The 25,822-nt window shown below is 70.0% G+C and carries 20 protein-coding genes and 1 pseudogene; 13 read left to right on the top strand and 8 right to left on the bottom strand.

What is annotated here, in order from left to right:
- The first annotated feature begins 206 nt into the window (after positions 1 to 206).
- From IF12_RS0114135 to IF12_RS0114145, 3 genes are all read left to right on the top strand, one after another.
- Entirely contained in the window at positions 207 to 1,367 is a 1,161-nt protein-coding gene (locus IF12_RS0114135) for a citrate/2-methylcitrate synthase (protein ID WP_030159325.1), read from the top strand.
- A gap of 360 nt (positions 1,368 to 1,727) precedes the next feature.
- On the top strand, positions 1,728 to 3,827 hold the full coding sequence (gene pta / locus IF12_RS0114140) for a phosphate acetyltransferase (RefSeq protein ID WP_030159328.1): 2,100 nt from the start codon (positions 1,728 to 1,730) through the stop codon (positions 3,825 to 3,827).
- Positions 3,828 to 3,856: 29 nt separating this feature from the next.
- Entirely contained in the window at positions 3,857 to 5,041 is a 1,185-nt protein-coding gene (locus IF12_RS0114145; RefSeq protein WP_030159329.1) for an acetate/propionate family kinase, read from the top strand.
- Between the two features lie 255 nt (positions 5,042 to 5,296).
- Here IF12_RS0114145 and IF12_RS27250 read toward each other — a convergent pair.
- Positions 5,297 to 5,722: pseudogene (locus IF12_RS27250) on the bottom strand (SsgA family sporulation/cell division regulator); the annotation flags it as partial.
- A 410-nt stretch (positions 5,723 to 6,132) separates the two neighbouring features.
- Between IF12_RS27250 and IF12_RS0114155 the strand changes: the two are divergent.
- The 4 genes from IF12_RS0114155 to IF12_RS0114170 all read left to right on the top strand — a co-directional run bounded on the left by IF12_RS0114155 (position 6,133) and on the right by IF12_RS0114170 (position 10,644).
- The gene (locus IF12_RS0114155; RefSeq protein ID WP_030159331.1) at positions 6,133 to 6,801 is read left to right on the top strand and encodes an O-methyltransferase; all 669 of its coding nucleotides are present in this window, start codon (positions 6,133 to 6,135) and stop codon (positions 6,799 to 6,801) included.
- A gap of 626 nt (positions 6,802 to 7,427) precedes the next feature.
- On the top strand, positions 7,428 to 8,726 hold the full coding sequence (locus tag IF12_RS0114160; RefSeq protein ID WP_051704390.1) for a sensor histidine kinase: 1,299 nt from the start codon (positions 7,428 to 7,430) through the stop codon (positions 8,724 to 8,726).
- Between the two features lie 56 nt (positions 8,727 to 8,782).
- Entirely contained in the window at positions 8,783 to 9,424 is a 642-nt protein-coding gene (locus IF12_RS0114165) for a response regulator transcription factor (protein WP_030159333.1), read from the top strand.
- Between the two features lie 263 nt (positions 9,425 to 9,687).
- Positions 9,688 to 10,644, top strand: a complete 957-nt coding sequence (locus IF12_RS0114170; protein WP_051704391.1) for an acyl-CoA desaturase — start codon at positions 9,688 to 9,690, stop codon at positions 10,642 to 10,644.
- Between the two features lie 287 nt (positions 10,645 to 10,931).
- Here the strand turns inward: IF12_RS0114170 and IF12_RS0114175 are convergent, their stop codons facing one another.
- Positions 10,932 to 11,579, bottom strand: a complete 648-nt coding sequence (locus IF12_RS0114175) for a DUF6518 family protein (RefSeq protein ID WP_030159342.1) — start codon at positions 11,577 to 11,579, stop codon at positions 10,932 to 10,934.
- Positions 11,580 to 11,881: 302 nt separating this feature from the next.
- Here IF12_RS0114175 and IF12_RS0114180 point away from each other — a divergent pair, with 302 nt between their 5' ends.
- Positions 11,882 to 13,084 (top strand): hypothetical protein, encoded by a 1,203-nt coding sequence (locus IF12_RS0114180; protein ID WP_030159345.1) that lies wholly within the window; start codon positions 11,882 to 11,884, stop codon positions 13,082 to 13,084.
- 271 nt (positions 13,085 to 13,355) lie between these two features.
- Here IF12_RS0114180 and IF12_RS0114185 read toward each other — a convergent pair whose 3' ends face one another.
- Positions 13,356 to 13,970 (bottom strand): dihydrofolate reductase family protein, encoded by a 615-nt coding sequence (locus tag IF12_RS0114185; RefSeq protein WP_030159346.1) that lies wholly within the window; start codon positions 13,968 to 13,970, stop codon positions 13,356 to 13,358.
- An 81-nt stretch (positions 13,971 to 14,051) separates the two neighbouring features.
- On the bottom strand, positions 14,052 to 14,696 hold the full coding sequence (locus IF12_RS0114190; protein WP_030159348.1) for a TetR/AcrR family transcriptional regulator C-terminal domain-containing protein: 645 nt from the start codon (positions 14,694 to 14,696) through the stop codon (positions 14,052 to 14,054).
- A 108-nt stretch (positions 14,697 to 14,804) separates the two neighbouring features.
- Here IF12_RS0114190 and IF12_RS0114195 point away from each other — a divergent pair, with 108 nt between their 5' ends.
- Positions 14,805 to 15,278, top strand: coding sequence for a hypothetical protein (locus IF12_RS0114195; protein WP_030159351.1), 474 nt, complete (start codon positions 14,805 to 14,807; stop codon positions 15,276 to 15,278).
- 10 nt (positions 15,279 to 15,288) lie between these two features.
- Here the strand turns inward: IF12_RS0114195 and IF12_RS0114200 are convergent, their stop codons facing one another.
- Complete coding sequence (locus IF12_RS0114200; protein ID WP_197034721.1) at positions 15,289 to 15,699, bottom strand: MerR family transcriptional regulator; 411 nt, start codon at positions 15,697 to 15,699, stop codon at positions 15,289 to 15,291.
- A gap of 81 nt (positions 15,700 to 15,780) precedes the next feature.
- On the opposite strand from IF12_RS0114200, the gene IF12_RS0114205 reads away from it, so the two are divergent.
- Together IF12_RS0114205 and IF12_RS0114210 are read left to right on the top strand one after the other, a co-directional pair.
- A complete protein-coding gene (locus IF12_RS0114205; protein WP_030159356.1) occupies positions 15,781 to 16,503 on the top strand; it encodes an SDR family oxidoreductase in 723 nt (240 codons plus the stop codon).
- A gap of 91 nt (positions 16,504 to 16,594) precedes the next feature.
- A complete protein-coding gene (locus tag IF12_RS0114210) occupies positions 16,595 to 17,356 on the top strand; it encodes a hypothetical protein (RefSeq protein ID WP_030159358.1) in 762 nt (253 codons plus the stop codon).
- Between the two features lie 7 nt (positions 17,357 to 17,363).
- Here the strand turns inward: IF12_RS0114210 and IF12_RS0114215 are convergent, their stop codons facing one another.
- From IF12_RS0114215 to IF12_RS0114225, 3 genes are all read right to left on the bottom strand, one after another.
- The gene (locus IF12_RS0114215; RefSeq protein ID WP_030159361.1) at positions 17,364 to 18,203 is read right to left on the bottom strand and encodes an alpha/beta fold hydrolase; all 840 of its coding nucleotides are present in this window, start codon (positions 18,201 to 18,203) and stop codon (positions 17,364 to 17,366) included.
- 106 nt (positions 18,204 to 18,309) lie between these two features.
- On the bottom strand, positions 18,310 to 19,590 hold the full coding sequence (locus tag IF12_RS0114220; protein ID WP_081913595.1) for a right-handed parallel beta-helix repeat-containing protein: 1,281 nt from the start codon (positions 19,588 to 19,590) through the stop codon (positions 18,310 to 18,312).
- A 394-nt stretch (positions 19,591 to 19,984) separates the two neighbouring features.
- Positions 19,985 to 21,604, bottom strand: a complete 1,620-nt coding sequence (locus tag IF12_RS0114225; protein WP_081913596.1) for a helix-turn-helix domain-containing protein — start codon at positions 21,602 to 21,604, stop codon at positions 19,985 to 19,987.
- 129 nt (positions 21,605 to 21,733) lie between these two features.
- Between IF12_RS0114225 and aceA the strand changes: the two genes are divergently transcribed.
- Both aceA and aceB read left to right on the top strand, forming a co-directional pair.
- Positions 21,734 to 23,077 carry an isocitrate lyase gene (gene aceA, locus IF12_RS0114230; protein WP_030159369.1) on the top strand — a complete coding sequence of 448 codons (1,344 nt, stop codon included), beginning with the start codon at positions 21,734 to 21,736 and terminating at the stop codon, positions 23,075 to 23,077.
- A gap of 122 nt (positions 23,078 to 23,199) precedes the next feature.
- Positions 23,200 to 24,840 carry a malate synthase A gene (gene aceB, locus IF12_RS0114235; RefSeq protein ID WP_030159372.1) on the top strand — a complete coding sequence of 547 codons (1,641 nt, stop codon included), beginning with the start codon at positions 23,200 to 23,202 and terminating at the stop codon, positions 24,838 to 24,840.
- Positions 24,841 to 25,822: the final 982 nt, after the last annotated feature.

Raw genomic sequence — 25,822 nt, forward strand, 5'->3', positions numbered from 1 at the left:
GCTCTAGAAAACCGTTCTGCACCAGTGTGACCTCCCGGGCACCGCGACGCGGCCCCGGGTCGCCGTTCGGACCCGTCCGGTGCGAAATCCCGTAGGCTTTCAAGCGAATCGGGCGACGAGGCGACCGGCCGCGCCAAGCGGGCCGACCGCGCCCGTCCCGGTCCGTCAACGTCCAGGTCACCGGCCTCGCCGAGGAGGAGCACCCAATGACCGAGTTCATCGAAGTCCCCAAAGGCCTCGACCGCGTCATCGTCGCCGACACCGAGATCGGCGACGTCCGCGGCGAGGAGGGCTTCTACCACTACCGGCAGTACAGCGCCGTCGACCTCGCCGAGCACTGCTCCTTCGAGCAGGTCTGGTACCTCATGACCCACGCCGAGCTGCCCACCCGCGCGCAGCTCGCCGCCTTCAAGGACCGCGTCGCCCCGCACCGCAAGCTCACCGCGCAACTGCGCGAACTCCTCCCGCACCTCGCCGTCTCCGAGAACGGCCCCGTCGCGCCGCTCGACGGCCTGCGCACCGCCCTCTCGGCCGCGTGTGCCGCCCGGCCCATGCGCCCGGTCCTCGACATCGACGAGGACGCCCGCGCCGAAGACGCCCTGTTCGCCTGCGCCGTCACCCCCGCGATCCTCACCGGCCTGTGGCGCCTGAGCCAGGGCCAGGAGCCGCTCGACCCGCGAGACGACCTCGGCTACGCCGCGAACTACCTGTACATGATCACCGGCGAGGTCCCCACCGAAGCGGCCGCGAGTGCGATCGAGCACTACCTCATCCTCACCGTCGACCACGGCTTCAACGCCTCCACCTTCACCGCCCGCGTCATCGCCTCGACCGGCGCTGATGTCGGCGCCGCACTCGTCGGCGCGATCGGCGCGCTGTCGGGGCCCCTGCACGGCGGCGCGCCCGCGCGGGCCCTCGACGCGCTCGACGCGATCGGCGGGCCGGACAACATCGACGCTTGGATCCGCGGCGAACTCGAGGCCGGGCGGCGCATCATGGGCTTCGGGCACAACGTGTACAAGACCGAGGACCCCCGCTCCAACCACCTGCGGGAGGTCGCCACCGCGATCGGCGGCGACATCGTGGACTTCTCCAAGACCGTCGAACGGAGGGTCGTGGAGATCCTCGCCGAGGTCAAACCCGGCCGCAAGCTCTACACGAACGTCGAGTTCTACGCGGGCGTGGTGATGGAGCTGTCGGGCGTGCCGCGCCCGATGTTCACGCCCACGTTCACCACCAGCCGCGTCGTCGGCTGGAGCGCGAACATCCTGGAGCAGGCCCGCGACTCGAAGATCATCAGGCCCAGGGCCCGCTACACCGGCACCCCGCCGCCGCAACCGCTCCCCGAAGGCGGCTTCACCGCCTGAACCCGCGAGCGACCGCGAGCTGCGCTCGCGGTCGCTCATGCTTTCGGGCGACAAGATCGCCACGAGGCCCGTTTTCTGTCACACCCGCGCGGGAAGCTGGCCCTACCTTTCCCCAGGGAGGGTGGGGGTTAGGGATGGCAACCCCCAGGCCGGATCGATTCCCCGACCGATTCCCTTACCGAATTCCCCAACCGGTTACCGACCCGATTCCTCGACCGATTCGCCGTCCGGTCTCCCTACCGGCACAGCACCGAAACGCTCGCTCACCGTCCGCAGTGCCCTCCTGCGGGCCCAAGCTCACAGGCGAAGCGCGGCGCAGATCACCTGCGCCGCGTGCACGGGGTGGATAGCGTTGGAGCCGTGGCTCAAAGTCTCTATCTCGCCAGTCTCGACCCCGGCAGCGGCAAGTCAGCCGTCGCCGTCGGCGTCATGGACCTGCTCACCCGACGCGCCGTCTCCGTCGCCGTCTTCCGACCCATCGTCCGCGACGAGCACGCCAGCGCGCCGCCCGCCGCCGACCCGTCCGGGCTCGGCCCCGAACGCGGCGGCGACCCCGTCATCACCCTCCTCCGCGACCAGTACCGCCTGACCGAACCCTACGAATCCTCGGTCGGCGTCACCTACAGCGACGTCCGCGCCGACGCCGACGCCGCCCTCACCCAGATCGTCGAGCGCTACCACGCGCTGGCCGAACGCCACGAGGTCGTCCTCGTCGTCGGCTCCGACTACTCCGACGTCGGCTCCCCGGTCGAGTTCACCTACAACACGCGCGTGGCCGTGAACCTCGCCTCGCCGATGCTCCTGGTCGTCACCGGCCACCGCAAGAGCCCTGCCGACATCGCCGCGGCCCTGCGCTTCGGCACCGCCCAGGCCGAGGCCGAGCACGCGACGGTCCTCGGCACGATCGTCAACCGCGTCGACCCCGCCGACGCCGACCTGGTCCGCGCCGCCCACCCCGGCATCGGCGTCATCGCCGAGGACCCGGCCCTCGAGGCGCCCACCGTCGGCGAGCTCATCGACGCGGCCGACGCGACGCTCATCTCCGGCGACCCCGAGGTCTTCACCCGCACCGTCGGCGACGTCGTGGTCGCCGCGATGACCCTCCCGAACCTGCTCCTGCGCCTCGCCGACGACAAGGCCGTGATCCTCCCCGGCGACCGCTCCGAGGTCCTCCTCGGGCTCCTCGCCGCCCACCAGGCCGAAGGCGCGCCGAGCCTCTCGGCGGTCTTCCTCACCGGCGGCATCCGGCCCGAACCGCAGATCCTCGACATCGTCGCGGGCCTCGACTCGCGGCTGCCGATCGCCCTGGTGCAGCACGACACCTTCGACATGGCCAACCTCGTCGGCGACGTCGCCGGCTCGATCGCCGCCGGCGGCCAGGGCAAGATCACCCGCGCTCTGGAGGACTTCGCCGCAGGCGTCGACGGCGACGAACTGCTCGACCGGCTCGCGCTCACCAAACCGACCGTGGTCACCCCGATCATGTTCGAGCACTCCATGCTGGGGCGCGCCAAGGCCCTCGACAAGCACATCGTGCTCCCCGAGGGCGCCGAGCCGCGCATCCTCAAGGCCGCCGAGATCCTCACCCGCCGCGACGTCGCCCGCCTGACCCTCCTCGGCGAGGAGTCCGAGATCCGCTCCCAGGCCGCGCAGCTCGGCGTCGACCTCGGCCGGGTCGCCATCCTCAACCCCGGCGACCACGAGATCCGCGAGCGCTTCGCGAAGGAGTACGCGCAGCTGCGCGCCCACAAGGGCGTCACCGCCGAAGCCGCCTACGACACCGTCGCCGACGTCTCCTACTTCGGCACCATGATGGTCCACACCGGCATGGCCGACGGCATGGTCTCCGGCGCCGTCCACACCACCGCCCACACCATCCGGCCCTCCTTCGAGATCATCAAGACCAAACCCGAAGTCGCCGTGGTCTCCTCGGTGTTCTTCATGTGCCTCGAAGACCGCGTCCTCGTCTACGGCGACTGCGCCGTCAACCCCAACCCCGATGCCGAGCAACTGGCCGACATCGCGCTATCCTCTGCTGACACCGCCACCGAGTTCGGCGTGGAACCGCGGGTGGCGATGCTCTCCTACTCCACCGGCACCTCGGGCAGCGGCGAAGCCGTCGACAAGGTCCGGGCGGCCACCGAGATCGTCCGGTCCCGCCGACCGGGCCTCCCGGTGGAGGGACCGATCCAGTACGACGCCGCCGCCGACGCCGGCGTCGCGGGAACCAAACTGCCGCAGTCGCAAGTGGCGGGCAAGGCCACCGTCTTCATCGTCCCCGACCTGAACACCGGCAACAACCTGTACAAGGCCGTGCAGCGCTCCGCCGGGGCGATCGCGGTCGGCCCGGTGCTCCAAGGCCTGCGCAAGCCCGTGAACGACCTGTCGCGGGGCGCGACGGTGCCCGACATCGTCAACACTGTCGCACTGACCGCCATCCAAGCGAGCCAGACCGCCTGAGCCTGCGGCCGGCCGAGAGGGGAACTTCCATGAGCGCACCGGTCCTGGTGATCAACTCCGGGTCCTCGTCGATCAAGTACCAACTGGTCGACGGCGAGACCCAGGAGGCGTCCACCTCAGGCCTGATCGAGCGCGTCGGACAGTCGGAGTCGACCCTCACCCACCGGCACGAGGGCGAGCGGACCGAACGGACCGAGCACCTCGCCGACCACGCCGCCGGGCTCGAGGCGATGGTCGCGGCCTTCGAGGAGCACGGCACGCCTCTGGCCGAGGCCGGGCTCATCGCCGTGGCCCACCGCGTCGTCCACGGCGGCGAGCGGTTCGTGCAGCCGGTCGTCATCGACGACGAGGTCGAGCAGGCCATCGAAGGGCTCTCCTCGCTCGCGCCCCTGCACAACCCCGCGAACCTGGAGGGCATCCGGGTCGCCCGCAAGCTCTTCCCGCGCCTGCCGCAGGTCGCGGTGTTCGACACCGCCTTCCACGCCACGGTGCCCGAGCGCGCCCACCTGTACGCGGTGCCGAACGCGTGGCGCGAGGAGCACGGGGTGCGCCGCTACGGCTTCCACGGCACCTCGCACGCGTACGTGTCACGAAAGGCCGCCGAGATGCTCGGCAGGCACCCCAAGGAAGTCAACGTGATCGTCGCCCACCTCGGGAACGGCGCCTCGGTGACGGCCGTGGAGCGCGGCCGCTCGATCGACACGTCGATGGGCCTGACCCCGCTCGAAGGGCTCGTCATGGGGACGCGCTCGGGCGATCTGGACCCGGCGATCGTCTTCCACCTGCACCGCCGGATCGGCGCTTCGTTCGCCGACCTCGACGCGGCGCTGAACAAGGAGTCGGGGATGCTCGCCCTCGCCGGCCAGATCGACATGCGCGCGATCGAGGCCGCGGCCCGCGAGGGGGACCGGGCGGCGCAGGTCGCCCTGGAGATCTACTGCTACCGCATCCGCAAGTACATCGGCTCCTACATCGCCGCGCTCGGCGGGGCGGACGCGATCGCGTTCACCGCCGGGATCGGCGAGAACAGCGCCGAGGTGCGCGCGGGCGCGCTCGGCTCGCTCGTGGCCCTCGGCGTGCGGCTCGACGAGGCCGCGAACGCCGCCGGAGGGCCGATCATCTCGACGCCGGGCTCGCCGATCACCGTGATGGTCATTCCGACCAACGAGGAAGGCGAGATCGCCTCGCAGACAACGGCACTGCTGCGCAACTGAGCGGCAATACCAGTCCTAAGTAGTGCAAAACGGGCACATGCAAGACCCCCGGTAACAACCCTGACACCGGGGTACGACAAAGGGGCCGCGATGGTCGTTCGCGGACATGCGAATGGTCGACGCGGTCCCAATGGTCGGCATCGCCGAAGGCACCGTAGTCTTCGGCCTCGCGAATGGACGCATGCGAAGGGCGGACCGGGTTTCCCGGTCCGCCCTTCGACTCGCTGGCATGGCGGTCGGAGGTGCTAAGACGCCCCCGGCCAGAAGCTTGACGAGGGTCGTGTCCATGTCCACATAGCCCGATTCGCGGCCGCGGGGCACGAGGCTGTAGGCCCGGCGGAGGAAGCGCTGCACCACGCCGCGGTTGATCTCGAAGAGGGCGTTCCCGTCGGGCGAGGAGAGCGCCAGCGCCACCGACTCGCCGCGCGGCGTCGTCCACGGCCACACCCGCACGTCGCCGATGCCGGTGGGCTCCTCCAGGCCCTTCGCGAGCAGCTCGCGGGAGAAGGACCAGGCCACCTGGTCGGCGTCCGTGCCGTCCGGGTGGAACATGACGCAGACCGCGTAAGGGTCGTCCGGGTCGTATCGCAGACTCGCGCGCACACTCACCGTCGCGAAATCGGGCGCGACGAGCCGCATGGTGGTGCCGATATCGACGGTCGCCGATCGTGCCATGCTCATAGCGTTACCCCCCAGTGTGCGACCGGCTCCCCCCGAAGCCGGTCGTCATTCCAGTTCGCCGCCGCACCGGAGAGCCGGATTCTCGGTCGCGAACAAGTCGTGATTCAGGTCTATCATTCAAGCCGTTGTGTCGTACGACGATCGGCAAGACCGAGCCCGGCGCGTTCCGTTGATTCAGGGGCAAAATCCCACAAAAGACCACCATCAATCGTCCCTCGATGTCGTAATTACAACAACAGGCTTCACCCATTAGCGGTACTATTCCGCGTTCTCCGATGCGGGACCGCAATGGACCCGCGGGGTCGCCGCGCAAGGCCGCGGTGCAAGTCCGCAATTACGGGAGTGAGGTCCGGGGGCGTGCGGTGATAGCGTTTCACCCTACAACTCGGACTCCTCGGGAGGGGCGAACCATGGGTCAGGCGCAATGGACCGAAGTCGACGCATTCCTCGGCTCGCTGCTCGTCCGCGAAGACGAGGCGCTCGCCGAGGCGACCGCCGCCGCGCAGCGGGCCGGTCTGCCGCCGATATCGATCTCGCCCGCGCAGGGCAAGCTGCTGTACCTGCTGGCCAAGGTGCTCGGGGCGCGGCGGATCCTGGAGATCGGCACGCTCGGCGGTTACAGCGCGATCTGGATGGCGCGGGCGCTGCCGGCGGACGGGCACCTCATCAGCCTGGAGTTCAGCCCGCGGCATGCCGAGGTCGCCAGCGGCAACGTCGCCCGGGCGGGTCTGGTGGGGACGGTGGAGATCCGCGTCGGGGACGCGGGCCAGAGCCTCCCGAAGCTGGCCGAGGAGCAGCCTGAGCCGTTCGACATGGTCTTCATCGACGCCGACAAGGGCGGGTATCCGGCCTATCTGGAGTGGGCGCTGAAGCTGACGCGGCCGGGCAGCCTCATCGTGGCCGACAACGTGGTCCGCGGCGGGGCGGTGGCCGATGGGCTCAGCCGCGACCCGAACGTGCGCGGCGTGCGGTCCTACCTGGAGAGCGTCGCGGCGCACCCGAACCTCGAGGGCACGGTCATGCAGACGGTGGGCGTGAAGGGCTACGACGGCCTCTCGATCGCCCGCGTCGTTGAGTGACATGCTCACCGCACCGGTTTCGAGACGCGCGATGGCGGGCGCAGCCCGCCTCGCGTGCGGTTCGCCTCGAGATCGGTTAGCCATGCGACCGGTTGGCCGTGCGATCGGTTGGCCGTGCGACTGGTCCGCCGGGCGATCGGTCCGCTGCTCGACTGTCCCGCTGCGCCGCCGCGTTGTGTTGCAGGCGAACGATCCTCGGCTGTACGACACGTTCGGGTGACATGATCGGCGCGGGCGCCGGTTCTTGTCACACCCGCGCGCAAATATCGGACTTACCTTTCCCCGGGTGGGTGGGGGTTAGGGATGGCAATAACGTCGCCGTGAGCCGTGAGCCGTGAGCCGTGAGCCGTGAGCCGTGAGCCGTGAGCCGTGAGCCGTGAGCCGTGAGCCGTGAGCCCCGCGTGGGCCTCAGCTCGCGGCCGCCGGTGCTTCCTCGATCGCCGTTCCGATCCCAGCCGAAGCACCCGTGACCAGGGCTCACGTCCGCACCGCTCATGCACTCGCGTCCATGCCGTTCCCCACCCCGACCGGGCGGTTTCCGGCCCGGGCCCGACGATCCGCGCGCATCGCCGGGTCGCGCCGCAGGTCGGGGCAGGGGTGGCGAGTAGGCTTGCTCCACCATGTCAATGCCGGCGAATCCCATCACGCGGCGACTGGCCCTGCCGGGCTGGTCCGTCCTGCGCTTCGGTCTCACTCTCGTCGCCGGCGCCCTTCTGGTCGCCGCGATCATCACCGGCGCTCTGGTGGTGTTCTGGATCGGCATCCCCGTGGCCGTCGCCGTCTTCCTCGCCATACGGCTCTGGGCGAACTCGCAGCGGCGGATCATAGGAGAGCAACTGGGCGTCCAGATCCCCGCCCCGTACCGGGTCCGGCCGAAGGCCCGGCTCGACCAGCAGGCCCTGTGGCTCGTCCGCGAGGCCGCGACCTGGCGCGACGTCGCCTGGCTCTCCATCGACGCGACCCTCGGGTTCCTCGTGAACCTGCTCTACCTCGGGGTCTTCGGCATCGCCGTCTACTACCTCGTGCAACCGCTGCTGCTGGTCACGATCTTCGAATCGGCGCCGATCCCGGTCGTCAACGACTTCGGGTTCTACGACTTCGACACCCCCGCCAAGACCCTCATGCTGGTCCCGCTCGCGATCGCCTGCGGCGCCGCCTGGTGGCGCTGGGGCGAGCTGTTCCTGCGCTGGTACTCCCACCTCGGCGTGCTCCTGCTCGGCCCCACCTCGAAGGCCCTGCTGACCGCCCGCGTCACCGAGCTGCGCCAGTCCCGCGACCAGACCGCCGACCACGCCGCCGCCGAGCTGCGCCGCATAGAGCGCGATCTGCACGACGGCGCCCAGGCCCGCATCGCCGCGCTCAGCCTCACCCTCGGCATGGCCGAGGAGCTCCTCCACCACGACAAGCCCGAACAGGCCGCGTCGCTCGTCGGCGAGGCCCGCCAGGCCTGCTCCGACGCACTGGAGGAGATCCGCCAGCTCGTGCGCGGCATCCACCCGCCCGTGCTCGCCGACCGCGGCTTCACCGGCGCGCTCCAGGCCATGGCCCTCGACCACCCGCTGCCGGTGTCGGTCGTCGACCGGCTCGTCGACAAACTTCCGCAACCGCTCGAAGCGGCCGCGTACTTCGCGACGAACGAGGTACTCACCAACATCACCAAGCACGCCGAGGCCCGGCAGGTCCAGGTGATCGTCGGCCGCGCGGGCGACCGGGTCGTCATCGAGGTCCGCGACGACGGCCGCGGCGGCGCCGTCATCGCCCCCGGCGGCGGCCTCGACGGGGTCCGCAACCGCCTCGCGGCCTTCGACGGGACGCTCGACGTGGAGAGCCCCGAAGGCGGGCCGACGCTCGTCACCATGACCATCCCCGCCGCGACCGTCGACCGCGGCGGCGCCGATAATCCCGCCGAGGCCGCGGCCGGCTGAACCACCGGATCGCAGATCTCGCCGATCGGCCCGCCGACAACAACAGAGGAGCCCTGATGGACGTCGTCCTCGCCGAAGACCACTCGCTGCTGCGCGACGGCCTGACCCGGATGCTCGAGGCCCACGACTGCACCGTGGTCGAAGCGGTCGACAACGGGCCCTCCCTGCTCGCCGCGCTCCTCAAACACCGCCCCGACGTCGCCGTGGTCGACATCCGCCTCCCCCCGACGTTCAAGGACGAGGGACTGCGCGCCGCCATCGAGGCCCGCCGCCACATCCCCGCCCTGCCGATCCTCGTGCTCTCCCAGTACGTCGAGCAGCTCTACGCCCGCGAACTCCTCGGCGACCGCCGCGGCGGCGTCGGCTACCTCCTCAAGGACCGCGTCTCCAACGTCACCGAGTTCATCGAGGCCCTCCGCCGCGTCGCCGCCGGCGGCACCGCCATGGACCCCGAGGTCGTCGCCCGGCTCCTCGGCAGGCAGCAGAACCGGCTCGAAGCCCTCACCCCCAGGGAGCTGGAAGTCCTGGGGCTCATGGCGGAAGGGCGCACCAACGCCGCCATAGCCGCGAGCCTGTACGTCACCGAGAAGGCCGTCGGCAAGCACTCGGCGAACGTCTTCCGCAAGCTCGGCCTCGGACAGTCCGAAGACGACAACCGCCGCGTCCTCGCCGTCCTCGCCTACCTCGAGGACAACTAGGTCCCGAACGGCCCCGAACGATCTTCACCGGGTCCGAACGATCCTGAACGATCTCGACCGCCGCCGGTCCTGCCGCTCGCTCCCGTGCGGCCCTCGTGTCCGCTTCCGTACGGGATGCGAGCGGACCTCGGGTCCAAGGGGGGTGTACACCCCCTGCGACCCGGGGCAGCAATGGTCCGAAAAGCACTGATCCGCCCCACTGCGCACGGAACCTCCAAAGGCGACGATTGAAGGGTCCGACGAAGCGAAGGCGAGGACGCGCGATGGCCACCATCACTCAGACCAGGACCCCCAGGGCGACGCCCACCGGGCCCAGGCCCATCCTCGGCGCACGGCGCGACGTAGGACGCCAGTCGTTGATCTACCTCTTCCTGCTCATCCCGATGGCCGCCCTGGCGGCCGCGATCCCGCTCGCGTGGTCGACCGGGCTGCTGAGCTGGACCGACGTGATCTTGGCGTTCGTGTTCTTCTACGCGACCGGCCACGGCGTCACCATCGGCTTCCACCGCCTGTTCACACACGGCTCCTTCCGCCCGAACCGCGCCACGAAGATCACCCTCGCGATCGTCGGCAGCATGGCCGTGCAGGGCCCGATCATCAACTGGGTCGCCGACCACCGCCGCCACCACGCCTACTCCGACAAAGAGGGCGACCCGCACTCGCCCTGGCTCCACGGCACCTCCGCCTGGGCGCTGACGCGCGGGTTCTGGCACGCGCACATGGGCTGGATGTTCGAGCCGCACAACACCACCAATGAAGAGCGCTTCGCCCCGGACCTGCTCAAGGACCGCGACATCGTCCGCATCGACAAGTACTTCTGGGTGTGGACGGTGCTGACCTTCGGTCTCCCGGCACTCGCCGGCGGCCTCATCACGGGCTCGTGGATGGGCGCCCTCACGGCCTTCTTCTGGGCCGGACTGGTGCGCGTCGCCGTCCTGCACCACGCCACGTGGTCGACGAACTCGATCTGCCACATGATCGGCGAGCGGCCCTTCAAGAGCCGCGACAAGGCCGCCAACTTCTGGCCGCTCGCGCTGCTGTCCTTCGGCGAGTCCTGGCACAACTCCCACCACGCCGACCCGACCTGCGCGCGGCACGGCGTCAAGCGCGGCCAGATCGACACCTCGGCCCGCTTCATCTGGTTCTTCGAGAAGGCCGGCTGGGTCACCGACGTGAAGTGGCCCAACAAGGAACGCTTCGAAAAACTCGCCGCCGACTAGAGTATTGCCGCGACGACTCTTACGACCAAGGCTGCGTACCGAGTACGCGGCCTTGGTCGTATCCGTGATCGGAGGCGGAAACCGGGCCTGTTGGGAGCTGAAGCGCCAGAGTCGTAGCCGGGGGCGAAGCGCTCGTGTCGTTTTCGGGGCCGGAGCCCCCTGCATTGGTCTCGGGCCCGAAGCGCCTGCGCCGTTCATCGCGGGCCACTTTCAGGACCGTAGCCAACCGCATTGCTCTCCGGCCCGAAGTGCTTGCGCCGCTTCTCACTGGCCATTCATTGCGAGCCTTAAGCGCCGAATCCGGCCGCCCTGAACCCCGCATAGCCCAATGCCGCAAGGGGAATCGCCACACCGAGTGCGAGGAGTCGAGTCCGCCAGCCGCGTCCCAGCACCAGCGGCAATGCGATGCCGATCGCCGCCGTGATGGCCGCCGTCGCCAGACCGTCGGCCCTGTAGGCCTCCTCCATGTTCGACTGCCGACCCAGCAGCACCGCCGCCTCCGCGAGGAACACCCCGCTCAGTGCGGCGAGGCCGACCACGGCCCGCCAGCGCGTGTCCGACCGCGACCAGGCCCCGAACGTTCCGAACACCACCCCGGCCAGGACCCCGAAGACCACCCAGAGCACCGCCGTCGGCGACCACAGGTTCGCGACGTTGTCGTTCTGCACCAGCGCCGCCGCCAGGTAGTAGCTCTCGACCGCGACGACCAGCAGCACCACTCCGGCGAGCGCCGGCCGCCATCGGCCCGCCCGCACCCAGGCGCCGATCGCGAAGGCTCCGACCGCCCAGACGGCGCTCGAATTGGCGAGGTTCGCCCAGGGGTAGGGGAGTTCCCGCTGTGCGATCAGGTCGACCGCGCCGAGCGCGATCCCCGCGACGACCGCGACCGCCAGGATCAGAGGCAGCCGACGCCGCCCGGTGTGTTCTTGAGGCATGGCCGGGAGTATCCCATGGGGCGTCCCGAAGTCGACCGGAGGGATACCGGGTATTCATGGAGTGTGTGGTCCCTGCCGTCGTTCCTCGCTGCGGCTTTCTATCCAGGCCGCTCGTGCGAGGCTCGGTCGGTGGTCGGTGGTCGGTGGTCGGTGGTCGGTGGTCGGTGGTCGGTGGTCGGTGGTCGGTGGTCGGTGGTCGGTGGTTGCTGGTCGCCGGACCGGCGTGCCGCCTTGCCGCGGGTAGGATCGGCCCGGCAACCGACTGTCGCCTCCCTCCCGTCGAACGGATTCCCGCTTTGCGCTTGCGCCGATTCGCGCCGCCACTCGCTCTCGTCCTCCTCGCCGCAGCAGCCTGCACCGGCACCACCGATCCCGCCTCGTCGGCGGACACCGCATCGCCGGAGAACGCGGCGCCTCCGGAGAACATGGAGCAGCTCGATCGGCTCTGGACCGATGTCGTGGAAGCGCAGACCCGCCTGCGGCTCATCGAGACCGAACTGACCATCGAATGCCTCGCGGCCGAAGGCTTCACCTCTCACAACGTCCGATCCATGACGAACTCGTGGAGTTACAAGAGCCCCGCGCCGAGCGTGATTCTCGCCGGCCTCGACGATCCGATCGGCTTTCCCGACGCCGCCGAGGCCGAGACCCGCGCGCTCGGCCACTGGCTCAGCTTCGCCGAAGCCTACGGCGACCAGGCTGGCATTGACCTGAACACCGCGGAGCAGGAAGCAGCGCAACAGGAGGCCGAAACGGACGAGTCCGAGACGGCGGTCGTCGACCTGTCCTCCTTCGAATCGGCGGGTGAAGGCTGGGATGACCTTTCCGCCCGCGAGCAGATGGTGTGGGAGATCGCCTACCGCGGCGCCGACTGGGCCACCATCAGCAAGGCCGCGAGCGTCCTCACCGCCGACGACTGGGAGGCCGTGGGCCTGCCCGGCGGCGAATGGGTCGAGGCCGACGCGATGACCGGCAGTCCCGAAGGCTGCCAAGGCGAAGTGCTCACCGAGCTGCACGGCGAACCGCGTCAAGTCGACAACGGTTCCGATGCCGCGCAATGGGTCTGGGGCCCGATCCTCGAACTCGACGCCGGCGGGTTCGCGCCGATCGCGGTCGGCGTCGTCCCCGAAGCCGAGAGTTTCGAGACCTGCCTCGCCGATTCGGGCCATGCGGAGTGGACGCTCTCGGCGTCCGGAGGTCTCGACTTCGACGACCACTGGCGCGAGCAGTACCTCCCCGAGGCCGCGCAGGACGTCGTGGACGGGGTCACCGAATACCGGTACTCGGACATCACCGAAGCCGACCGCGAGAACTACGAGACGGTGAAGGCCGCCGAATTCGAGGCCGCGGCCGCGATCGCCGCCTGCGACGAATCCAGCGGCTACTCCGCGGCGGCGAGCCTCCAATACGAGGAGACCATCGCCGCGTCGTTCCTGGAGCACGCCCCCGCCCAGCAGGCGTACCTCGCTGAACTCGAGGCGGCGCTGGCGGCGATCGACGCCTGAGCCCGGCCGGCTCGAACGAGCGCCCTGGCGGGGTGTTGAACCACCGAGTCACCGTGCCTGAACCCGGCCGGCTCGAACAAGCGCCTTGACGGAGTGTCGTACCACCGCGTCACTGTTGAAGCGGGGGGACCTCCGCACCGACACGCCCGACCGCGGGGCGCGGACAGGCCACTGTGGATCCGCTGCGAAGTCACCGACCCGAGGAATCCGCTCAGCGGCGGTTCTCTCCAGGCCGGCGCTCGCTTCCTGCTTGCGGCTCAAGCCATGCGCGCTAGCCGGCGGCCATGTCTCCGGTGGCCGGGTCTCCCTGGGGCTCGAAGTCGAGCTTGACCGTTCCGTTCGGGAAGACGCTCGAATTCACCAGCCGCAGCGCCGACGGCACGGTCCCGGCCTCGAACACGCGCTTCCCCCGGCCGAGCACCAGCGGATACACCCACAGGTTCAGCCGGTCCACCAGACCCAGGTTCAGCAGCGACTGGAGCAGGTCGAGACTGCCGATCACCTGGACCTCGTCGTGGCGCTCCTTCAAGGCCGCCACCGCCTCGGCGAGGTCACCTCCCAGAACACTGGAGTTGTTCCAGCCCAGCGGGTCCGCGAGCGTCCTGCTCGCGACGTACTTCGGGACCTCGTTGAGCAGGCCCTTGAACTCGATCTCGTCCGGCGCGCTTGGCCAGTACGCCTCGAAGATGTCGTAGGTCTTGCGGCCGAGCAGCAGCGCGTCCATGCTCTTGGCCTGGTCGAACACGAGGCCGTCGGCCGCCGGCTCGATCAGCGGCGCCTGCCAGCCGCCGTAATCGAAGCCGCTGTCCTTGTCCTCGTCGGGCCCGCCCGGGGCCTGCGCGACCCCGTCGAGGGTCATGAACTCGGTGACGATGAGCTTGCCCATGGTCCGTCCCTTTCGCTTGGGAATCCTCGCCTGTAGAGACGAGCCCGCGAGCCGGGACTCATCGGCGCCCGCGCGGCCCCGCTAGCGAATGAAGTCGGCGAAACCGCGGAACATCGCCTCCAGCGCCACGTCGAACCGTGCGTCCTCGCCTTGCGGCCGGGGGGTGCCGATCGCCTCGGCTATGAGCGGGAACTCCTGCGGATCGACGCCGGTCAGGCGTTCCTCCTTCGCGGCCGCCCCGTCCGGCACGGTGGTCGGGGAGGTCGCGACGTGGCCGACGACGAACTCCGTCAGCGAATACACCAGGTCCATGGCCGTCCTCGTCGGAAAGCCCGCCTTGCGCAACTCCCGCAGGCCGTACTCCATGACCCGCAGGCTCTGCGGGGTCACCGCGGGGCGCGTGATCACCGCCGGCATGAGGCTCGGGTGCGCGAGGAGCGTCGCCCGCAGCGAGCGGGCGTAGCCGCGAAGCCACGCCTGCCAGGACGCGTCCTCCTCCAGCGACAGTGTGGCCAGCGAGAACACGTGCTCGACCAGGCCGTCGAGCAGGGCCTCCTTGTTCGCGAAGTAGTTGTAGAGGGTCATCGCCTCCACGCCGACCTCGGCGCCGAGCCGGCGCATCGACAGCTTCGCGAGCCCGTCCCGGTCCACCAGCCGCACCGCGCCCTCGAGCACGGCCTCACGGGTCAGCCCGGCCTTCTGGCCGCGGGTCCGATTGGCGGTCATGGTGCCCCCTCTTGATTATTCATACGACGTAAGTATAGGGTGCGAGAAGGAAACATACATCGTATGATTCGATGGCGTTCACCCGCGCCGTCGAGCGAAGGGAAACCAATGTCCGCTGACACCCGAACCCAGGTGAGGCCCGCGTCCCGGCCGCGGCTGCTCCTCGCCATGTACCTAGGGCTCGCGCTGACCGCGATCGCCGCGGTCGCGCCCCTGATCGACATCGCCACGGTCGACACCCTGACCGACCACGTGCGCCAGGCCTACCCCGACTGGCCCGCGAGCGAGGTGGGCAAGGACCGCGACGCGATCGCGACCTACCTCGCGGCCACCGGGGGACTGGGCCTCGTGTGCTGGCTCGTCGCGATCGGGGCGGTCGCCACGGGGCGCCGCTGGGCCCGCGGCCTGGTGACCGCCCTCTTCGCGGTCGGGACGCTGATCGCCCTCACCAACATGTCCCTCGGCGGCGAGGGCTACGACACGATCCTGCCGCCCGCCTACGGCGCCCTCGGGCTGCTGCCGTGCCTCGCCGGACTCGCGGCGGTGATCCTCGTCTGGCGCAAGGACAAGAACGCGACCTGACCAGGACGCCTCAACCGTGCGCGGCCTCCGGGACCGCCTCACCACGAGGCTCGGGTTCGCCGTCGACGAACCGGAGCATCGAGTCGAGGCGGTCCCGGACCGCCGTCAAGTTCTCCACCTGCGAGGCGATCCGCGCACGCTCGGCCTCCAGCACCGCCTTCTGCTCGGCGGTGACCTCATCGCGGTGGCGGCACCGCTTCAACTTCGCGATCGCCCGACTGGGCAGTCCCGCCGAGAGCATCATCCGGATCCACCGCACCGTCTCCACCGCCTCCGGCTCGTACAGCCGCTGCCCGCTCGAACTGCGCTCCGAGACCAGCAGCCCCTGCTTCTCGTAATACCGCAGCGAACGCACGCTCGCCCCCGTCGCCTCGGCCAACTCCCCGATCCGCATCCGCGCCCCTCCTGTGGTCTCCGACACCAATATTTGCCTCTGACACCGATGTCAGGTCTTAGCGTTGGCCGCGCAACAGCGACCCACGCTCGAGAACGGAAGCGCCACATGAACCTCCACGGATCCACCGCCCTCGTCACCGGCGCCAACCGCGGCATCGGCCGCCACTTCGCACGGCAACTACTGGAACGCGGCGCGACCAAGGTCTATGCCGCCGCACGCAATCCCGAACAGATCGACCTGCCCGGCGTCGAACCGATCCGGCTCGACATCACCGACCCCGACTCGGTCGCCGCGGCAGCCAAAGCCGCCCCCGACGTGACGGTCCTCATCAACAACGCCGGCATCGCGACCTTCCAGAACCTCGTCACCGGCGACGCCGACGCGGCCCGGACCGAGATGGAGACCAACTTCTTCGGCACGCTCAACATGGTGCGGGCCTTCGCGCCCGCGCTGGCCGCGAACGGCGGCGGGGCGATCCTCAACATCCTCTCGGTCCTGTCGTGGCGCTCGGTCAACCTCGCGACCGCCTACGCCGCTTCGAAGGCCGCCTCGTGGAGCCTCACCAACGGCGCCCGCCTGGAGCTGGCCGCCCAGGGCACGCAGGTGACGGGACTGCACGTCAGCGGCGTCGACACCGACATGCTCGCCGCGGTCGAGGCCGACAAGAGCGACCCGGCCGACGTCGCCCGCGCGGGACTCGACGGCATCGAGGCCGGCGCGCTCGAAGTGCTCGCCGATCAGGCCGCGATCGACCTCAAAGCCACCCTGAACGCCGACCTGCGCGACCTCTACCCCGAACTCACCGCCAATCAGCTCACTGCCGGATAGGTCACAGCCAGTTCGCTCACTGCCGGTTAGTGCACCGCCGGGCCCGTGCTCGCACGGGCCCGGCATGGACCGGAGCGCGCATAATCGATCGATGCGCCCTCCGAAACCCTGGCCCGGCGACCCCGACACCTTCTGGGCCGCCACCGCCACCGGCATCGACACGCTGCCGCGCCGCACACCGCCCGACCTCTCCCGCTTCGAGGACTTCGAACGCCTCGCCGGCTGGCCGAAACCCGGCGCGGGCTCGGCGATCATCTGGGGCGTGTTCGGCGCCGCATACCTCGTCTACGCGATCGTGGCGTTCGCTATCCGCCCCGATCCGGTCGACGGGGCCGAGGGCCTCTGGGCCGCCTTCGATGTCGCCGTGCGCTGGCACTGGGTCATCGCTCTGGCGGCCGGCGTGCTGGCCCTCCTCCACGCGCCCCGGGTCTACCGCAAGGACCGGCGCGACCACCCCAAGGAGGTCCGCGACATGTACGAGGCGGCCCGCGACCGCGGCGTGATGGTCGAGACCTTCCCGACCGACTTCAAGGTCCACGGCAGCGGAGGCTGGTCCAGTGCCGTGGTCGGGATCGACGCGCGCCTCGACCCCGTGGCCGCCGCGCGGATCCGGCGGGCGTTCAAGGACTGGTTCGCGCACCTCAGGACCGACGCGAAGACCGCCAACGCGGTGCGCGACCACAACGGCGAGCGCGAGGTGCGGCCCGCTGCGGACATCTTCGGGCCCGAGGCCGAAGGCGGCTATCTCATCAGGCACGACTACTTCCGCAAGCGCTGGATGCTGCTCGTGCCCGACCCGCCGAACTCGAGCAAGCGGTGGGACCAGCTCCCCGTCGACGAATCGGCCGCCTGAACCGGGATCAGGCGAGGTCGGCGAGCACGCCCGCGAGTTCCTCGGGGCGCACGAGGACGCCCACGTGGCTCGACTCGATGGTGCGCACGTCGAACAGGTTCTGCGGGGTGAGCGCGTCCGCCTCCTTGATGAACAGGTCCTGGAGCTCGACCGGGATCGACGTGTCCCGCGCGAGCCGGATATAGGTGCGCGGCAGCCGGCCCCAGGTCTCGGCATCCGCGCGGTCGTCGGGGCCGCCCGCGTCGCGGCTCTCGTCCGGGGTGAGGGTGCTCAGGAAGACCCGGAACTCGTCGTCGGTGCCGTCGGCGAGCAGCGACTCCTTGAGCGCCGCGAGCAGGACCGGGTCGGTGGTGCGCCAGTTCATCCGCACCGCGCCGAGCCGCGCCGGGTTCGCCGCCGTCACGCCCATCACCCCGTCGAGGACGCTCCCGGAGTTCTCCGGGCGGACCACGTACTCGCGCGGGGAGTGGTCGACGCAGCACCAGGCCGACATGTACACCAGGTGGTCCAGCAGCTCCGGGTGGCGGTTCGCCACGGGGGTGAGAGTGAGGCCGCCGCGGCTGTGGGCGACCGCGATCACCGGGCCGTGCTCCTTGGCGCGGCGCAGGAGCGCGACCATGTGCTCGACGTTCGCCTCCAGGCCCACACCGACGAGGTTCGACGGCGCCACGGCCAGCTCGGCCGCGTCCTGCGTCTGGTAGGCCGAGGGGAAGCCCGCCCCGAAGCCGTGGCCGGGCAGGTCCACCGCGAGCGACCGGTGCCCCAGCAGCGCCAGCTCCCGCTGAAGTGGCGCCCAACTGAACGAATTGGCGTTGGAACCGTGGATGAGTACGAACGTCGGCGTCATGGCCCGATTATCGCACCGGTGGTGAGACGGGACGGTCGCGCTGCGCGGCGCGACCGTCCCCAATGGCGTGCCGAGGGGCGGCGCGAGCGGGGCCGCCCTCCGGTGTCTAGCTGAAGTCGGCGCCGAGGTCCGGGTAGTCCTTCGGGACCAGGAAGTCCGTGCTCGGGATCGAGCCGTCCGCGGCCCTGGGGCCGGTGATCACCGAGGCGCTGGTATTCCGGAGGTCGGCGTCCACCCACTTCGACTTGATGTCCCAGGAGTTGCCCGACCCGGTGGACGGTCCGAGCGCGACCTGCGTGGCGTTGTTGAGCGCGAGGTTCGCCGTCAGCTGCGAGGTCGAGGAGTCGACGTCGAAGCCGGTCTTGCCGTTCTTCCAGGCGGTCGAGTCGTTGAAGTGGAGCGTGCCGGGGTTGCCGTTGTCGGTGAAGCCGTGGGCGGAGTTCTTCCACGCGATGGAGTTCACGACCACGTGGTCGGCGGGCAGGTCGTCATCGCCGCCGCCCATCTTGAAGCCGTTGCCGTCGCCGGAGTAGTTCGGCAGGTCCCAGTGGTTGTACCCGTTGCTCCACGCGAGGGAGTCCTCGATGCGGATGGGGGAGAGGAACTCCCAGGCGTCGAAGCCGTCGTCGGAGTTGTTCCACAGCCGAGCGCCGATGACGGTGTTCCCGGTGCCCGAGCCCTCCTTGATCGCGAGGCCGTCGGCGCTCTCGCCGTTCTTGCGGGGGTCGCGGTTGCCGTAGGCGTCGAGGTTCACGATCAGGTTGTCCGAGGAGGCGCCCTGGATGTGCAGGCCCGACTCGTAGTTGTCGCGGGTGATGAGCCCGTCGTAGACGTTGTGGCTGCTGTCGACCGCGAAGATCCCGTAGGGGCCGTTGATGATCTCCAGGTTCTCGAAGCGCCAGTGGTCGCCTTCGACGTGGAGGGCGCCGCGGTCGGGGCGGGGAATCGAGGAGTCGACGGCGCCGGGGGTGTACGGCATGTTCTCCCCGTCGATGATCACCTTCTCGTTCTCGTAGGCGCGCAAGGTGATCGGGGCGGCGGCGGTGCCGTCGGCGATGATCTGGACGTTCGTGTCCGGGGCGTAGGTGCCGCCGCGGATCTGGATGACGGTGCCGGGTTCGGCGCGGTCGACGGCGGCCTGGAGGGTCTGGAGCGGCTCGGTCACGGTGCCCGGGGCGGCGTCGTCGCCGTCGGTGGCGACGGTGATCGTGGCGGTCTGGGCCGAGGCCGTGTGGGTCCAGGCGAGGGTGGCGCCGGTGGCGGTCGCGGCGGCGGTGACGGCCGCGAGCGCGAGGACGGCCTTGCGGGTCCAGCGGCGGCGGGCGGTGGGAGCGGCGGTGCGGCCGCGCGTTGCGCGCGCGGCGGCGCGCGAAGATGCAGTGGTCATGTGAGGGTCGCTCTCTCGATGATGCGGTACGAGATCGATGAAGGCGCTTGCCGACGCCTGGCGTTCACGGTAACCGGTTGCATAGACAAAAGTCAATGTATGGGTGGAAATCGCGACCGGCTCGGCGAGGATCGGAGCCCTCGTCGCATGGCGGACACGTCCGGGTGACACGAGGCGGGCCGGGCCCGGTTCTTGTCGTACCCGCGCGGGAAAGTGGGACCTACCTTTCCCCAGGGAGGGTGGGGGTTAGGGATGGCAATACCACCGTGCGAGCGAAAACCACCCCGAGGTCCGCTTCGAGGCCCGCCTCATGGCAGTACGACCGTGCACTTGGCAACCGGCCCGGAGGGTCGCCGCAGCGTTCCGGACCGCGTTTGCCCGCGCCGCTCCTTGATCAGTCCTTCGAGTGGCGTTCCAGGAACTGGTAGACCTCGGTCTCGTCCACGCCCGGGAACGAGCCGATCGGCATCGCCGCCAACTGCGAGCTCGCCGCCCGCGCCGTCGGCCACACCTGACCCGCCCACGCCCGCGACAGCTCCCGCGGAGGATTGCGGCAGCAGTCCGGGTCCGGACAGCGCGAGACCGACCGCGCCCGCGTCTCCTTGCCCCGGAACCACTTCGCCGACTCGTACGGCACCCCGATGCTCAGCGAGAACAGCCCGTCCGGGCTCCGCTCCGTCCTCGCCGTGCACCAGTACGTGCCCGTGGCCGTGTCCGTGTACTGGTTGAACGCGTTGAACTTGTCCGGCACGTCGAAGACCTGCCGGCTCGTCCAGTACCGGCAGATCGGCTGTCCTTCGATCGCCCCCGTCGCGTCCGCCGGGAACGCCACGTCGTCGTTCTCGTACGCCTTGAAGATGATCCCCGACTTGTGCACCTTCTGGAAATGCGTGCGGATCCCCAGGTGGTGCGTCGCCAGGTTCGTGAAGCGGTGCGCCGCCGCCTCATAGGACACCGCGAAGTTGTCCCGCAGGTCCTCCACCGCGATCTCCTTGCCCGCCATCGACTGCCGCAGATGCGCCACCGCGCTCGACTCCGGGATGAGCAGCGCCGCCGCCAGGTAGTTCGTGGACACCCGCTGCCCCAGGAACTCCAGGTACGTGCGCGGCACCTCGTGCTGGAGCACATGGCTCGCGAGCGCCTGGAGCAGCACCGTCCGCGGATCGTGCGAGCCCGTGCCCACCTGCGTCAGGTAGATCCGGCGGTGCTTGAGGTCGGTCACCGACCGCGTCGAATGCGGCAGGTCGTCCACGTGGTGCAGCGTGAACCGCAGGTGCGCGGCCAGATCCGCGATCTGGTGCTGCGACAGCGGCCCGCCCGCATAGCCCACGTGCCCCAGGAGCGTGCGCGCCTCGGCCTCGATGTCGCCGAAGTAGTTGTCCTTGTCCCGCATCCGCCGCCGCAGCTCCGTGTTCGCCCGCCGCGCCTCCTCCGGTGTCGCCGCGTGCAGGTTCACCTGGCGGTCCACCTCCCGGTGCAGACCCACGAGGGCCTCCAGGATCTCGGTGGGAATCCGCCCCGACGGCTTCACCGACGGCAGCCCCAGCGACCGGTACTGCACCGACCGCTGCGCCCGCTCCAGCTCGATCTCCAGCGCCACCCGCCGGTTCGGCGGCTCGGCCCCCAGCAGCTCGTCCGAGGACACCCCCAGCGCCCTCGCGAGCGCCCGCAGCATCGACAGCTTCGGCTCCTTCTTGCCGTTCTCGATCAGTGACAACTGCGACGCCGCCGCCCCGACCGCCGCGCCCAGGTCGTCCAGGCTCATCTCCCGCTGCTTGCGCAGGTGCCGGATCTGCTTGCCCAGGCTGATGAGGTCCACCGCGACGTCGTCGGCAGCCAACTCCGCCGCCTCTGCCGCACCCCACGGCCGGTGCACCTCGTCGACGGGCAGCGCGTCTGCGGGACCCTCGGCCGCCGGCCGCGGCGCCTTGCGGCTGCGTGGCGGCACCGGCACCCGCTTGGCCCCGGCGCCCTCGCGGGCCTCGTTCACGGCACTCGATGGCAGGTTCGTCATTTCCCCAGTATCGCGAAGAACTGCCGATCTTTCCACCCCAAACGGCTCCCAGACCGCCTCCATCGATGAAAGATTGCTGTTACCTGCAAGTAATGACCGCACTGCGGTCCCGACTTCTCGGAGCCGACGATGTCCGACAGCACCCGCGACCGCACCCGCGACAGCGCCTCCCACAACAGCGCGACCGACGCCGGCCTCGCCGCCGAACGGCTCGCCCTCGAATGGGCCTCCGACCCGCGCTGGGCCCACACCGCCCGCGACTACACCGCCGCCGACGTCATCGGCCTGCGCGGCCGCGTCACCGAAGAGCACACCCTCGCCCGCCGCGGCGCCGAGCACCTCTGGACCCGGCTCACCGAGGACGCGGCCACCGGCGGCTACACCCACGCCCTCGGCGCGATGACCGGCGGCCAGGCCGTCGAACAGGTCAAAGCCGGCCTCCACGCCATCTACCTCTCCGGCTGGCAGGTCGCCGCCGACGCCAACCTCGCCGCCCAGACCTACCCCGACCAGTCGCTCTACCCCGCCAACTCCGTCCCGCAGGTCGTGCGCCGCATCAACAACGCCCTCATGCGCGCCGACCAGATCGAGGCCTCCGAAGGCCTCCAGAGCGTCGAGGACTGGCTCGTGCCGATCGTCGCCGACGCCGAAGCCGGCTTCGGCGGCCCCCTCAACGCCTACGAGCTCATGAAGGCCATGATCGGCGCCGGCGCCGCCGCCGTCCACTGGGAGGACCAACTCGCCTCCGAGAAGAAATGCGGCCACCTCGGCGGCAAGGTCCTCATCCCCACCTCCCAGCACCTGCGGACCCTCAACGCCGCCCGCCTCGCCGCCGACGTCGAAGGCGTCCCGACCGTCATCATCGCCCGCACCGACGCCGAGGCCGCCACACTCCTCACCGCCGACGTCGACGAACGCGACCGGCCCTTCATCACCGGCGACCGCACCCCCGAGGGCTACTACCGCGTCCGCGGCGGCATCGAATCGTGCATTGCCCGCGCGAACGCCTACGCGCCCTACGCCGACCTGCTCTGGATGGAGACCGGCACCCCCGACCTGGAGGCCGCCCGCACCTTCGCCGAAGCGGTCAAAGCCGAGCACCCCGAGCAGATGCTCGCCTACAACTGCTCGCCGTCGTTCAACTGGAAACGCCACCTCGACGACGACACCATCGCCAAATTCCAACGCGAACTCGGCTCGATGGGCTTCACCTTCCAGTTCATCACCCTCGCCGGATTCCACGCGCTCAACTACTCCATGTTCGACCTCGCCCACGGCTACGCCCAAAGCGGCATGAGCGCCTACGTCGACCTCCAAGAACGCGAGTTCGACGCCGAAGGCCGCGGGTACACCGCCACCAAACACCAGCGGGAGGTCGGCACCGGCTACTTCGACCGCGTCACCACCGCCCTGAACCCCGCCAGCGAGACGCTCGCGCTCAACGGCTCCACCGAAGCGGGACAATTCCACTAGCCGCCCGCGACCATCCGCCGCGGCGGAGCCGACCCGGCCCGGCTCCGCCCCGAGACGACCAGCAGCCCCGCGACAACATCCGCCTTGCGACACCAACCGCCTTGCGACACAAGGAGCACCACGTGGTCACCACATCCGAGACCCGCACCGACACCGGGATAACGGTCAGCGGGCCGAGCACCGCCCGCCAAGACGAGATCCTCACGCCCGAGGCGCTGGCCTTCGTCGCCGCCCTCCACCGCACCTTCGCGCCGCGACGCCAGGAACTGCTGCAACGCAGGCAGGAGCGCCGCACCCAGATCGCCAACGGCGCCGACCCCGGCTTCCTCGCCGCGACCGCCGACGTGCGCGAGGACTTCTCCTGGAGCGTCGCGACCCTCGCGCCGGGCCTGGAGGACCGCCGCGTCGAGATCACCGGGCCCTGCGACCGCAAGATGACGATCAACGCCCTCAACTCGGGCGCCAAATGCTGGATGGCCGACCTGGAGGACTCCTCCACCCCCAACTGGCACAACGTCATCGACGCCCAGGCGAACCTGCGCGACGCCATCGAGCGGCGCATCGACTTCACCAGCGAGCAGGGCAAGGACTACCGGCTCACCGGCGAGAGCCTCACCGACCTGCCGACCATCATCGTCCGCCCGCGCGGCTGGCACCTCGCCGAGCTGCACCTCCGCGTCGACGGCCTGCCCGTGGCCGGCTCCCTCGTGGACTTCGGCCTGTACTTCTTCCACAACGCCCACCGGCTCCTCGAACTCGGCCGAGGCCCCTACTTCTACCTGCCGAAACTCGAATCGCACCTCGAAGCGCGACTGTGGAACGACGTGTTCGTCACCGCCCAGGACCTCCTCGGCGTCCCGCAGGGGACCATCCGCGCCACCGTGCTCATCGAGACCATCACGGCCGCATTCGAAATGGAGGAGATCCTCTACGAGCTGCGGCACCACTCCTCGGGGCTCAACGCCGGGCGCTGGGACTACATCTTCTCGGTCATCAAGAACTTCCGCGAGCGGGGTCCGCGCTTCGTCCTGCCCGACCGCGACCAGGTGACCATGACCGCGCCGTTCATGCGCGCCTACACCGAACTGCTCGTGCGGACCTGCCACCGGCGCAGCGCCTCGGCGATCGGCGGTATGGCCGCGTTCATCCCCAACCGCAGGGACCCCGAGGCGAACGCCGCGGCCCTGGAGAAGGTCAGGGCCGACAAGACCCGCGAGGCCGACGACGGCTTCGACGGGTCCTGGGTCGCCCACCCCGACCTGGTGCCGGTGGCGATGGCGGTCTTCGACGAGACCCTCGGGGGCGTGCCGAACCAGATCGACAAGCAGCGCGAGGACGTGGTGCCCGACGCGGCCGCCCTGCTGAACGTGGCCGCCACGCCCGGGGAGATCACCGAGGTCGGGATCCGCAAGAACCTGGAGGTCGGGGTCCGGTACATCGAGTCGTGGCTGCGCGGCAACGGGGCGGCGGCGATCAACAACCTGATGGAGGACGCCGCGACCGCCGAGATCTCGCGCTCGCAGATCTGGCAGTGGATCCACGCCGAGTCCAAGACCGACGAGGGGCGCACCGTGACGCGCGCGTGGGTCGAGGAGCTGCTGCGCCAGGAGTTCGCTCTCATGGAGCGGTTCGAGGGCGACCGGTTCGACGACGCGCTGTCGGTCTTCGCCGAATGCGCACTGGGCGAGGGCTACCCGACCTTCCTCACGCTGCCGGCCTACACCAGATTCCTGGTCTTAGGCCGCCCGAACCTGGTTCGCTGAGTGATCCCCCGAAGGCGGGGCCGGACCCGGGCCGTACTAGCCCGGTCCCGGCCCCGCCGTCTCGAAGCTGGGGAGGCCGGGGCTGCATGCTCGAAGTAGAGGAAGCCGAGGCCGAAGGTCCGCAGCGGAGGAGGCCGGGGCCGAAGACACAAAGCGGAGGAAGCCGAGGCGGCGAGCCTGAAGTGAAGGAAGTCGAGGCCGCGGGCCCGAAGTGGAGGAGTCCGGGGCCGCAGGCGCCGGGGCGGCGGAGCACCACTCCGTTCCCAAACCGTCCTCCACCCGGGTCGCCCCTCACCCAAGCCGTCTCCTTTACCGAAGCCGTCCTTCACCCAGGTCGCCCTGCACCCAAGCCGTCCTTCACTCGAGTCGCCCTCCACCCAAGCCGTCTCCTTAACCCGGGACGCCCTTCACCCGAGTCGGCCTTCGAGTCACCCTCCGAGTCGCCCTTCACTCGGACCGCCTTGCGCTCGGGCTGCGAATTGTCGTACCCGTGATGCAGGGTTGAACTGGGGGCCCGCGAATGTCCGATTTGCCGGGACCCTCCGTTCACTTTTGGCCGACCCTGACCGCTGGCGCGCAGGGTCGGCCATTTTCGCGCTTAGCTCCGTGCCTTTTTGAGTTATATCGGAATCGTGGTATTCGAATTGGGGACTCGCTGCGGCGACGGAAGGCTTCATAGCGGCGGATCGGGGCGGCGTCGGAAACGTTGAGAGCGGTGGCAGGCGGCCAGCGGTGGGTTTGCGGGGGTTGTCCGGATCCCGGGGTCGGGCGTGTCGGTTCGCGGGATCCCCCGTTTCAACGATGCCGCGGGGGTGTGACAGTCGGGATTGCTGCGTGCCCCGGGGTCGGGTGTGTCGGTTCGCTGGGCCCCCGGTTGCAAGGGTGACGCGGGGGTACGACAATCCGTCGGGGCGTCGGGGCGTCGGGGCGTCGGGGCGTCGGGGCGTCGGGGCGTCGGGGCGTCGGGGCGTCGGGGCGTCGG

Origin of the sequence: Glycomyces sp. NRRL B-16210, assembly GCF_000719515.1 — a bacterium.
In the GTDB taxonomy this organism is placed as follows: domain Bacteria; phylum Actinomycetota; class Actinomycetes; order Mycobacteriales; family Micromonosporaceae; genus Glycomyces.